The following is a 10,826-nucleotide window of genomic DNA, read 5'->3' on the forward strand; positions in this document are numbered from 1 at the left end:
ATGCATTCACAACCGGATTGGGCGGCCTATATCGTCCAAATGGAACAGATTCTGGCGCTGGAACTGGACGAAGCACGTCGCGCTGAATTGCGGGTGCAGTTCAATCGCATCGCCGCCATGGCTGAGCCGCTTATGGCTTTCCCACTGGATGATCGGCTGGAAGTGGCAGGAGTGTTCCATCCATGAAACTGGCATCGTTATCCATCAAGGCGCTCAATCAGGTGCTGAATCAAGGTGATATCAGCGCCCGTGAAGTGGCACAACAGACGTTGAACGCCATTGAACAGCACAATCCTGCGCTCAATGCGTGGACCGAAGTCACTAGTCAGCGTATGTTGCGCGAAGCGGATCAGGTCGATTTACAGCGCCAGCGCGGTGAAGTATTACCCACGTTGGCGGGCATTCCGTATGCGGTTAAAAATCTATTTGATGTCGCCGGGCACAGCACCTTAGCCGGAGCCAGCTTGTTCAGTGAGCGCGCTGCCGCTCGCGAAGATGCCTGGGCCGTCAGCAAACTGCGTCAGTCAGGCGCACTGCTCTCTGGCATGCTGAATATGGATGCCTATGCTTACGGCTTTACCACCGAAAACACCCATTACGGCGCGACCCATAATCCGCGTGATTTGACCCGCGTGGCCGGTGGCTCCTCGGGTGGCTCAGCAGCGGCCGTCGCTGCTGGACTGGTGCACTTCTCGCTGGGCACCGATACCAATGGTTCGATCCGCGTGCCAGCTTCGTTATGCGGTATCTATGGACTAAAACCGACCTTTGGCCGTTTGTCGCGCAGCGGTAGCCATCCTTTTGTCGCCAGCCTCGATCATATCGGCCCGTTTGCCCGCTCGGTGGAGGACTTGAGCCTGGTGTATGATGCGCTGCAAGGCCGTGATAGCGGTGATACTTTCCAGTCTATTCAGGCTGTGGAGCCCGCCAGTGAGGGATTACCGAAAGGTGCAGAAGGCATTCGCAGCGCCGTTCTGGGCGGCTTCTTTTCGACATGGTGCAGCGAAGAAGCACGCGCGGCCGTCTCGGTGGTGGCAAAAGCGCTGGATGCCAGCGAAGAAGTCACCTTAGCCAACGCGGAAATTGCCCGCTCAGCCGCTTTTATCCTGACTGCCGCTGAAGGCGGAAATCACTATCTGCCTGCCTTACGCAGCATGCCTGCGCAATTCGAACCGAATTCTCGTGAACGTCTGCTCGCCGGTGCCATGCTGCCTTCCGCGTGGTATGTGCAGGCACAGCGTTTCCGCCGCCATTTCCAACAGCAAGTCTTACCGCTGTTTGAACAATTCGATGTCCTGATTGCGCCAGCCACCCCTTGTACCGCTACCACCATCGGGCAAGAGACGATTCATATTAACGGCCAGGATTTGCCGACGCGCGCCAGTATGGGCATGCTGACGCAGCCAATTTCTTTCCTTGGCTTACCGGTGTGTACCGTGCCTTTGCAAACCGCCAGCGGGTTGCCGATTGGCTTGCAGTTGATCGCCGCACCGTTTAAAGAACATTTGGCACTGCGCGCCGCCTGGGCTTTACAGCAGCAAGGGCTGACCCTGCCTCAAACCACCCTGATGGATGCATAACCATGACACCTGAACATATTGATCGTCCCGCTGTGCTGGCTGAGGTTACCGCTGCGTTTTACCGCTATGAAGAAGCGCTGGTCAGCAACAATGTTGATGTACTGGATGAGCTGTTCTGGCACGACGATCGCACTGTGCGTTTGGGCGCGGGTGAGAATCTGTATGGCATTGACGAGATCCGTGCATTTCGCGCAGCACGTCCATCAAAAGGGTTAGATCGCACGCTACGCAATACAGTGATCACCACCTTTGGTGATGACTACGCGGTATGCAGTACCGAGTTTACGCGTGAAGGCGTGGAGAAGATGGGGCGCCAGCAGCAGACGTGGGTTCGCATGCCTTATGGGTGGCGCATTGTCGCGGCTCAGGTGAGTTTGATGAGCTAACGCGTTTAACCGGCGCTCGTTAGTATGGCTTAAATGTGCGGCTATGGCCGGTACGACAATCCATGTCGCACCGGTCGATTTTAAGCACGCTTTAGCGCACGTCGTTAAACGGCTGACGCCGGATGCGTCTCCATCCAGTGTTCAGCAATCTGCTGGCGCGTGCAAACCCACACATTCTCATGCTGCTGGATATGGTCGAGGAAACGTTGCAAGGCACGGAATTTGCCCGGGCGGCCCAGCAGTCGACAATGCATGCCAATCGACATCATTTTCGGCGCGGTGTCGCCCTCTTCATACAACACATCAAAGGTGTCACGCAGATAGACAAAGAACTGCTCGGCGGTGTTAAAACCCTGCGGTGATGCAAAGCGCATATCGTTACACTCCAGCGTATACGGAATGATCAGATGCGGTTTCACCGTGCCATCCTGGCAGGTCACCTGCGTCCAGAACGGAAGATCGTCGCCGTAGTAGTCGCTGTCATAACTGAAGCCGCCGTTCTCCACGACTAAGCGGCGAGTGTTGGGGCTGTCGCGGCCGGTGTACCAGCCGGTCGGCGCTTTACCAAACAGATCGCGCAGCACATCCACCGCCTGCTGCATATGCTGGCGTTCAGTTTTAGCATCCATCGACTGATAATGGATCCAGCGCCAGCCATGGCTGACCACGTCATAATCCGCCGCTTTGATCGCTTCCACAATCTCCGGGTGACGTGCCAGCGCCATCGCCACGCCGAATACCGTTAGCGGCAATCCGCGCTTCTGGAATTCATTGTGAATGCGCCAGAAACCGGCGCGGGAACCATACTCGTACAGTGAATCCATCGACATATGGCGATCGGCATAACTGGCGGCGCCAATGATATCGGACAGGAATTGTTCAGATCCTGCATCGCCGTGCAGCACGTTGTTTTCTGCGCCTTCCTCATAATTGAGGACAAACTGCACTGCGACTTTGGCGTTGCCCGGCCACTGCGCATGCGGTGGATTGTTGGCATAGCCAATCAGATCACGCGGGTAGTTTTTGTTGAAGCTGTACTCTTTCTTTTCAGATACATCGCTCATTCTGTAAATTCCTTAGTCAGTCCTCAACCAGCCCTTAGTTTAGGTGCTGAAATGCCGCGCTGAGCGGTTTTTCAATCGGGTAATCTAAATCCCCGTGTTTGCTGGTGCCAAAGCCGAGCGCTACCAGTGATTCCACCATTTTTACCGCTGCGCTGACGCCATCAATTACCGGCAGGCCCAACTCTTTGGTGAGATCCTGCGCCAGTGAGGCCATGCCGCCACAGCCCAGCACAATCGCCCCACTGCCATCTTCTCGTTTCGCCTGAATACAGCGCTGGCGCACTTTTTCCTGTGCCACACCGCTGCCATCTTCCAGCGCCAGCACCGGGAGGTCGATAGCGTGCAACGCCGCACAATGATGGGTAAAGCCATACTGCTGTAGCAGATGGCGGGCAATAACCAGCGTGCGCGGTAGCGTGGTGACAATCGAAAAACGCGTCGCTATCAGCGTTGCCGTGTGCATCGCGGCTTCCGCAATGCCAATCACCGGACCGCTGGCCAGTTCACGCGCGGCCAGTAACCCCGGATCGCCGAAGCAGGCAATAATGTGGCCGCTCACGCCCTGTGCTTTGCCGAGCCTGACCTGTTCCAATACGCCTATCGCCGCAATCGCTTCATCGAAATGCCCTTCAATCGACGGTACGCCCTGGCTCGGACACACGGCCAAAATTTCGGTGCCAGGTGCCGCGACCGCACGTGCGGCTGCACCGATGGTTTCTGTCATCGCCTGGCTGGTATTAGGGTTGATCACCTGAATCAGGCTCATGATGCGGCTCCATTGTGACCGGAAAATAACCGGGTGAAGTCGGGTAACGTTTCGCCGCTGCGCTCAAAATGCAGGCTGGCCACGATGTGTTTGAAGTGATGCTGCAACGCGGCGGTGAGCGCCGGCAGATCTTTCTGCCGCAATAGTTCCACCAGCCGATCGTGATGATCGCAACGGCATCCGCGCTGCCAGGGCGCGCCATAGGCGGCAATCACTAATGATGAGCGTTGGGTTAGGCGCGTCACCATATCGGTGAGTACCTGATTTCCGGAAATCGCCTGTAGCTGAATATGGAAGGCGGCCGAGAGCCGGATCGCCGCTGCGCCGTCGTGCTGTTCGTGTGCCTGCTGCTCTTCCTCAATTAAGGTACTCAGGGCAGCAAGATGCGGAGGCTGAACATGCGTCAGCACCGCCGGCAAATTGGCGCACTCAAGTAAGCTGCGAGTGGCGAAGATATCGCGTGCCTCATCAACGCCCGGCGTGGCCACTTGTGCACCACGCCTGGGCGACAAGGTGATCATTTGCACCGCCGCGAGGCGTTGTAGCACCTTACGAATGCCGGTACGGCTCACACCAAAGACTTCTGACAACGCCTCTTCAGGCAATTTGCTGCCCGGTGGCAGCTGATGTTCCACAATGGCGGTGAGTAACGCCTGATAGATAGGTTCGTCGCGATCATTCAGATCGGCAGCCGTTTTCTGGCCTGTTTCGCTCTTCATTACCTGCTCCGGTAAGTGTCTGTGCACAGCATATCGTATACGTGAAATTAATTTTTTGTATACAAGAAATCAATTCTGGCCTGGATCCTGCAATACCGTTTCACGCTGTGATTATTTTTCCCATGATGTTAGAGGAGCAGGTTTCATGCCAAATCATTCTGAAGTGACCTCCGGGGTGGCCTCTGGAGCCAACGCCCACTACAGTCCGCGCCTGTGTAACGAGGATCTGGCGCCAACGCGCGACCAGAACTGGTCGTGGTATAACATTTTCTCTTTCTGGATGTCGGATGTGCACAGCATGGGCGGCTATGTGGTCGCCGCCAGCTTCTTCACCTTAGGTTTGGCAAGCTGGCAGGTGCTGCTCTGTTTGTTGGTGGGCATCTGCATCGTACAGCTGTGTGCAAATCTCGTCGCTAAACCGAGCCAGATGGCGGGCGTGCCTTACGCGGTGATTTCACGTCAGGCATTCGGCGTGTTTGGTGCCAATATCCCGGCGGTGATCCGTGGATTGATCGCCTTCGCCTGGTATGGCATCCAGACCTATTTAGCGGCTAACGCGTTGATGCTGGTGCTGCTGAAGTTCTTCCCTTCACTGAGCGGCATGACGCAAAGCAGCTGGCTGGGATTATCTCAACTGGGCTGGTGCTGCTTCGGGGTGATGTGGTTCCTGCAGGCGATGGTGTTCTGGCACGGCATGAGCGCGATCAAACGCTTTATCGATGTGGCGGGTCCGGCAGTTTACGTAGTGATGGTGGCGCTGGCGGGCTGGATTGTATACAAAACCGGTTTTGACGGGATCTCCTTCACGCTGGCCAGCAAGCAGATGAGCACCGGCGAGCAAACCTGGCAGATGATCACCGCCACCGCTTTAGTCGTCTCTTATTTCTCCGGTCCGCTGCTGAACTTTGGTGACTTCTCTCGCTACGGCAAAAGTATGGGTGAAATCCGCCGTGGTAACCGCTGGGGATTACCGTTCAACTTCCTGCTGTTCTCGATTGTCACCGTGGTGATCGTATCAGGTACCCAATCGCTGTTCGGCCGCATGATCATCGATCCCATTGAGACGGTCAGCATGGTCGGCAACGATGTGGCGGTGGCGATTGGGCTGCTAACCATGATTATCGCCACCATCGGAATCAACATTGTGGCGAACTTTGTTTCTCCGGCTTTCGACTTCTCTAACTGCTCACCGCAAAAAATCAGTTTCCGTACCGGTGGAATGATTGCGGCGGTAGGTTCCGTGCTGCTGACGCCGTGGAATCTGTTCCAGTCACCGGAATTAATTCATTACACGTTGGATGTTCTCGGCTCCTTTATTGGCCCGCTGTTTGGCATTCTGGTGGCCGATTTCTATCTGATTAAGCGCAGCAAAGTTTACGTCGATGACCTGTTTGATGACACGCCGAAAGGACGCTACTGGTATCGCGGTGGCTTTAACCCGAAAGCGATTGCTGCACTGCTGCCGTCAGTGGGCATCTGCCTGGTGATCAGCTTTATTCCTTCTTTACATGCTGTGGCTAACTTCAGCTGGTTTATTGGTGTGGCATTGGGTGCAGGTTGCTATCGCTGGCTGGCACGCGCCGATCGTGAAGTATCTGTAGGCAGCTATCGTCAGGAAGTGGCGGTGCAGAAGGATTGATGTGTTCGCAGGTTTGGCATTGAGGTGCCAATCCTGAAAAAGCAAAAAGCCGATGCATTTCTGCATCGGCTTCTTTAATGATTGGCGGAACGGACGGGGCTCGAACCCGCGACCCCCTGCGTGACAGGCAGGTATTCTAACCAACTGAACTACCGCTCCGCGCTTTGTTCCCCGTCGAGAACGAGGCGAATATTAATGGCAGCTTTATGAACCGTCAATGCTTTTTCTGAGGGAATGAATTGTTTGCCGATTTTTTCGACTTAACGTTGCTTTTCCACGCAAAATCAGCCCATTCAGGCACGCCAAAGGCAGCTCCCGCCCTTCTTCAGCACCAAATCCAGACGACTTTCATGTGCCATGATCTCATCATCGCTGGCATTGACCACGCGTAATCCTGAACTCGGACGCACAATGCGCTGGATGTTATCGCCTGTATTTTGGCTGCCCTGATCACCCTCCGCTGAGAAGGCCAGCGAGGTTTGGCCGCCCGTCATCATCAGGAACACTTCCGCCAGGATTTCGGCATCGAGCAATGCGCCGTGCAACGTTCGTTTGCTGTTGTCGATTTCGTAGCGATTACATAACGCATCGAGGCTATTGCGCTTGCCTGGATACATTTTACGCGCCATCGCCAGGCTATCCGTCACCTTACAGAAAGTGTCGGTTTTGCCGATATCGCGCTTGAGCATGCCGAATTCATAGTCCATAAAGCCGATATCGAACGAGGCGTTATGGATCACTAACTCTGCGCCACGAATGTAATCCAGGAATTCATCGGCGATGTCAGCGAACAGTGGCTTATCAGCAAGAAACTCATCGGCAATCCCGTGCACGCCGAAGGCTTCCGGATCCACCAGCCGATCGGGCTTGAGATACATATGGAAGTTGTTGCCGGTCAGGCGACGGTTAATCACCTCAACCGCACCGATTTCAATGATGCGATGTCCTTCATAATGCACACCGATCATGTTCATGCCGGTGGTTTCGGTATCGAGGACGATCTGGCGGTTATTTGCAGTGCTCATAGGACTCGTTTTATGTCAGACTTGGCGTTTTGTCAGAAGGAAGTCTACCAGAGATGCGCAAACAGGTAGAAATATTCACCGATGGATCCTGCCTGGGCAATCCCGGCCCCGGCGGCTACGGCGCCATTTTACGCTATGGCGCGCATGAAAAAGAGTTCAGTACCGGTTATCGACTCACGACCAACAACCGCATGGAAATGATGGCGGCCATTGTGGCGCTGGAAGCGTTAACTCAGCCCTGTGAAGTGGTGCTCAGCACTGATAGCCAGTATGTGCGTCAGGGGATCACCAGTTGGATTCACAACTGGAAAAAGCGTGGCTGGAAAACCGCCGATAAAAAGCCGGTAAAAAATGTCGATCTGTGGAAGCGTCTGGATGCCGCGCTCAGCAATCATGAAATTAAGTGGGAATGGGTAAAAGGCCACGCCGGTCACCCGGAAAACGAGCGCTGCGACGAACTGGCGCGCAACGCTGCCGGCCATCCGACGCAGGATGATGTCGGCTATCAGGTCGAATCCTGATCCTTCACTTCACGGAACTGGCGAGTGGCATTCACCGTTTGCCTGACCTGTGCTTTATTGATGCTCTTTTTTGCTTTGGTGGGCGTTAACGGGAACGTCCGTTTGCGTGCCACCACGATGTTCAAACATCCCAGCGCGGGCAAATGCGCACTGATCACCTTGCCGCCCTGCTTATGCCACGGCACCACCTGAAAACGCGTGCGGTAAACGACCTCATAATTGAGCAGGCTTAGCCAGTCGAGCAAACGGACCTGGCTGAACATCCTGCCGCTCCAGGGTGCGCGCGCATGTAAACCTGGAATGCCTTTACTGATACCAAGCAGGCTGAAGGGGTTGAACCCGCTGATAATCATCCAGCCATCATCAATCAAGACCCGGTCTACTTCTCGTAACACGCGATGGGGATCCTGACTCCACGCCAGAGTATGCGCCATCAGGCAGGCATCAATCGATTTCGCTTCAAAGGGCAATTGCGTGGTATTGGCGATGACCTGCAGGTCATCGCCCTCAATGCCCACATTAACCTGATGCGATATGGCACACTGGCGGGTATTGATTTCTGCGCTGAGGCTGCCAAGTTTAAGCATATGAAAGCCATATAGCTTTCCAAGGTAGGGCTGCAACTGCTGCGTGAGGGCATCGCGAAAGTAGTCCCCCATCGGCATGTCACGCCAGGAGCGCGGCGCAGACAGAATTCGGCGTGTTTTAGCTGGCTTCATGCTCTACCATCATCCTTTTTCTACGACCTGAGAGGTGTTTATGAATCTTACCAGTATTCCCGCGTTGCAGGATAACTACATCTGGACACTGACAGACGATGATAAAAACTGTCTGATCGTCGATCCCGGCGAGGCTCAACCGGTGCTGGATAAAATCAGAGTCAACAAGTGGCAGCCGGTGGCTATTTTACTCACGCATCATCATCACGATCATGTCGGCGGTGTCGCAGAGCTGTTGCAGCACTATCCCGATTTGGCGGTTTATGGACCAGAAGAAACCGCGGATAAGGGGGCAAAACACATCGTCGCTGAGAATGATGAAGTTACGCTGCTTGGGCTAAATTTCCGTGTCATCGCAACACCCGGACACACTTTAGGACATATCTCATATTTCAGTTCACCTTATCTTTTCTGTGGTGACACGATGTTTTCTGGCGGTTGCGGAAGATTATTTGAAGGCACGGCAAAGCAGATGTTTGAGTCATTTCAAAAACTTAATGAACTCCCTGCAGATACCCTCGTTTGCTGCGCACATGAGTACACTTTATCCAATATGAAGTTTGCTGCGGCTATTCTGCCCCATGACCCTAAAATTTTGGCAAGGTATCAGCAAATTAAGGACTTACGTGCAGAAAATCGCATTACTTTGCCGACAAAACTGGCCCTTGAGCGAGAAATAAATTTATTTCTTCGTACGCAAGATGCTGATTTACAAAAGGCTTTGGGGACTAATGTGTCATCGTCTCCGTTATGGCAAACTTTTGCGGATCTACGCGAGAAGAAAGACCGTTACTGATATTTCTGGTTGTGTTGTGTGTACCCCTAACGTATAGTTGCTCGTCTTTTAAGCGAACTATTGACACACACATGAAGGCTAAAGCGATATTACTCGCCTCGGTCTTGCTGGTAGGATGTCAGGCATCAAGGAATGACGCCAATATCCCCGTACAGCATGCACAGAGCTTGTCTTCAGCTGGTCAAGGTGAAAATGGAAAGTACGGAGATCAATTATTATCGCAGCGCTGGCAGGATGATGGAACAAGCCTCGCAGAAGATACCGATCTCTGGAATCACATTAGTGACGAGTTGAAGATGGGGATTCCGGAAAACCCCCGGATCCGCGAACAAAAAACAAAGTTTTTAAGAAATAAGAGCTATCTCCACGATGTAACATTACGGGCAGAGCCGTACATGTACTGGATTGTCGAGCAGATACAGAAACGTAAAATGCCGATGGAACTGGTACTGCTACCCATAGTGGAGAGCGCTTTTGACCCACATGCAACATCTTCTGCGAATGCCGCTGGCATCTGGCAGATTGTTGCACAAACGGGCAAAAACTATGGTTTGAAACAGAACCAATGGTACGACGGGCGCCGCGATGTGGTGGCCTCGACCAAAGTTGCGCTGGATATGATGCAGCGTCTGAACGGTATGTTTGACGGTGACTGGTTGTTAACAGTGGCCGCCTATAACAGCGGTGAAGGACGAGTGTTGAAAGCGATGAAACAGAATAAGGCGCGCGGCAAGCCGACTGACTTCTGGCATTTATCGTTACCACGCGAAACCACGGTCTATGTACCTAAGATGTTGGCCTTGAGTGAAATCCTCAAGAACAACAAGCAGTACGGTATCAAGTTGCCGACCCCGAACGAAAGCCGTGCCCTGGCACGTGTTGAAGTGGGCCAGCAAATTGAACTGACGCAGGCCGCCGATATGGCCGGTATGTCGCTCAATAAGTTGAAGAGCTTCAATGCGGGTTATAAACATGGCACCACTGCGCCAAACGGACCGCACTATATTATGGTGCCTAAGTCCAACGTTGCTAAGCTGCGCAATTCACTGGCTTCCGGTGATATTGCCTCCGTGCAGCCTACCGAAATGGCGAAAGTCAGTGCGGCAGGAAATAACTACACGGTACGCAAAGGCGACACCTTGTCAGCAATTGCTAACAAGCTTGGCGTAAGCGTCAGTGCACTGAAACAGCAGAACAACCTGCGCAGTGCTTCAGTTCGCATCGGTCAGAAGTTGACTGTAGGCGGCAAAGCAACGCAGTTGGCTGATAACGGCAACAGCATCACCTACCGTGTACGTAAGGGTGATTCTTTTGCCAGTATTGCAAAACGTCATGGAGTGAACACTCAAGATGTTATGCGCTGGAACAGTGACGCTAAAGACATTCAGCCGGGCGACAAGCTCACGCTGTTTGTTAAGAATAGCGCAACACCTGATACCTAATGCGTCGAAAAGGCTGACTTTTGTCAGCCTTTTTCATTTTCTTGACCCGTCCTGAATAGCATTGACACTTTTTCTCAGTTTTCTGAGGAGAATGTGATGAGTCAGTACGTTAAACGCACCCAGCGTGATTATCCTCTATCCTTTAAATTAGCGGTCGTGGAGCAGATTG

At 53.5% G+C, this 10,826-nt stretch carries 11 protein-coding genes, 1 tRNA gene and 1 pseudogene; 7 read left to right on the plus strand and 6 right to left on the minus strand.

The annotated features are described in order from the left end of the window. From hpxX to hpxZ, 3 genes are read left to right on the plus strand one after another with little or no spacing between them, the layout of a single operon-like run. Window positions 1-186, plus strand: a complete 186-nt coding sequence (gene hpxX, locus LBW88_RS22035) for an oxalurate catabolism protein HpxX (RefSeq protein WP_224934237.1) — start codon at window positions 1-3, stop codon at window positions 184-186. Then, complete coding sequence (locus tag LBW88_RS22040) at window positions 183-1,580, plus strand: AtzE family amidohydrolase (RefSeq protein WP_224934238.1); 1,398 nt, start codon at window positions 183-185, stop codon at window positions 1,578-1,580. Before hpxX ends, LBW88_RS22040 begins: the two co-directional genes overlap by 4 nt. Window positions 1,581-1,582: 2 nt before the next feature. Further along, window positions 1,583-1,966 carry an oxalurate catabolism protein HpxZ gene (hpxZ, locus tag LBW88_RS22045; RefSeq protein ID WP_038648839.1) on the plus strand — a complete coding sequence of 128 codons (384 nt, stop codon included), beginning with the start codon at window positions 1,583-1,585 and terminating at the stop codon, window positions 1,964-1,966. Window positions 1,967-2,070: 104 nt separating this feature from the next. On the opposite strand, the gene puuE is transcribed toward hpxZ, so the two are convergent. The 3 genes from puuE to LBW88_RS22060 are packed head-to-tail and all read right to left on the minus strand — an operon-like array spanning window position 2,071 to window position 4,515. Then, window positions 2,071-3,030 (minus strand): allantoinase PuuE, encoded by a 960-nt coding sequence (gene puuE / locus LBW88_RS22050; protein WP_224934239.1) that lies wholly within the window; start codon window positions 3,028-3,030, stop codon window positions 2,071-2,073. A 34-nt stretch (window positions 3,031-3,064) separates the two neighbouring features. Beyond that, window positions 3,065-3,796: an allantoin racemase gene (gene hpxA / locus LBW88_RS22055; protein ID WP_224934240.1), complete on the minus strand. Its 732-nt coding sequence runs from the start codon at window positions 3,794-3,796 to the stop codon at window positions 3,065-3,067. Then, entirely contained in the window at window positions 3,793-4,515 is a 723-nt protein-coding gene (locus LBW88_RS22060; protein ID WP_224934241.1) for a GntR family transcriptional regulator, read from the minus strand. The genes hpxA and LBW88_RS22060 overlap by 4 nt, the downstream gene beginning before the upstream one ends. Window positions 4,516-4,660: 145 nt before the next feature. Here LBW88_RS22060 and LBW88_RS22065 point away from each other — a divergent pair, with 145 nt between their 5' ends. Further along, on the plus strand, window positions 4,661-6,154 hold the full coding sequence (locus LBW88_RS22065) for an NCS1 family nucleobase:cation symporter-1 (RefSeq protein ID WP_224934242.1): 1,494 nt from the start codon (window positions 4,661-4,663) through the stop codon (window positions 6,152-6,154). An 82-nt stretch (window positions 6,155-6,236) separates the two neighbouring features. Here the strand turns inward: LBW88_RS22065 and LBW88_RS22070 are convergent. Together LBW88_RS22070 and dnaQ are read right to left on the minus strand one after the other, a co-directional pair. Beyond that, window positions 6,237-6,313, minus strand: a tRNA-Asp gene (locus LBW88_RS22070). 134 nt (window positions 6,314-6,447) lie between these two features. After that, window positions 6,448-7,179: a DNA polymerase III subunit epsilon gene (gene dnaQ / locus LBW88_RS22075; protein ID WP_224934243.1), complete on the minus strand. Its 732-nt coding sequence runs from the start codon at window positions 7,177-7,179 to the stop codon at window positions 6,448-6,450. Here dnaQ and rnhA point away from each other — a divergent pair. Beyond that, window positions 7,133-7,700: pseudogene (gene rnhA, locus LBW88_RS22080) on the plus strand (ribonuclease HI). The gene dnaQ and the pseudogene rnhA sit on opposite strands and share 47 nt — an antisense overlap. Here rnhA and LBW88_RS22085 read toward each other — a convergent pair. Beyond that, on the minus strand, window positions 7,685-8,419 hold the full coding sequence (locus tag LBW88_RS22085; RefSeq protein ID WP_224934245.1) for a class I SAM-dependent methyltransferase: 735 nt from the start codon (window positions 8,417-8,419) through the stop codon (window positions 7,685-7,687). The pseudogene rnhA and the gene LBW88_RS22085 sit on opposite strands and share 16 nt — an antisense overlap. Window positions 8,420-8,459: 40 nt before the next feature. Between LBW88_RS22085 and gloB the strand changes: the two genes are divergently transcribed. After that, entirely contained in the window at window positions 8,460-9,215 is a 756-nt protein-coding gene (gene gloB, locus LBW88_RS22090; protein WP_224934246.1) for a hydroxyacylglutathione hydrolase, read from the plus strand. 71 nt (window positions 9,216-9,286) lie between these two features. Then, a complete protein-coding gene (gene mltD, locus LBW88_RS22095) occupies window positions 9,287-10,657 on the plus strand; it encodes a murein transglycosylase D (RefSeq protein ID WP_224934247.1) in 1,371 nt (456 codons plus the stop codon). Window positions 10,658-10,826 lie beyond the last annotated feature (169 nt).

Origin of the sequence: Pantoea sp. alder81 (genome assembly GCF_020179835.1) — a bacterium.
Taxonomy (GTDB): domain Bacteria; phylum Pseudomonadota; class Gammaproteobacteria; order Enterobacterales; family Enterobacteriaceae; genus Pantoea.

Coding starts and splice junctions, on each gene's coding strand:
- hpxX (WP_224934237.1), top strand. CDS start 1: ATGCATTCACAACCGGATTGGGCGGCCTATATCGTCCAAATGGAACAG.
- LBW88_RS22040 (WP_224934238.1), top strand. CDS start 183: ATGAAACTGGCATCGTTATCCATCAAGGCGCTCAATCAGGTGCTGAAT.
- hpxZ (WP_038648839.1), top strand. CDS start 1,583: ATGACACCTGAACATATTGATCGTCCCGCTGTGCTGGCTGAGGTTACC.
- puuE (WP_224934239.1), bottom strand. CDS start 3,030: ATGAGCGATGTATCTGAAAAGAAAGAGTACAGCTTCAACAAAAACTAC.
- hpxA (WP_224934240.1), bottom strand. CDS start 3,796: ATGAGCCTGATTCAGGTGATCAACCCTAATACCAGCCAGGCGATGACA.
- LBW88_RS22060 (WP_224934241.1), bottom strand. CDS start 4,515: ATGAAGAGCGAAACAGGCCAGAAAACGGCTGCCGATCTGAATGATCGC.
- LBW88_RS22065 (WP_224934242.1), top strand. CDS start 4,661: ATGCCAAATCATTCTGAAGTGACCTCCGGGGTGGCCTCTGGAGCCAAC.
- dnaQ (WP_224934243.1), bottom strand. CDS start 7,179: ATGAGCACTGCAAATAACCGCCAGATCGTCCTCGATACCGAAACCACC.
- LBW88_RS22085 (WP_224934245.1), bottom strand. CDS start 8,419: ATGAAGCCAGCTAAAACACGCCGAATTCTGTCTGCGCCGCGCTCCTGG.
- gloB (WP_224934246.1), top strand. CDS start 8,460: ATGAATCTTACCAGTATTCCCGCGTTGCAGGATAACTACATCTGGACA.
- mltD (WP_224934247.1), top strand. CDS start 9,287: ATGAAGGCTAAAGCGATATTACTCGCCTCGGTCTTGCTGGTAGGATGT.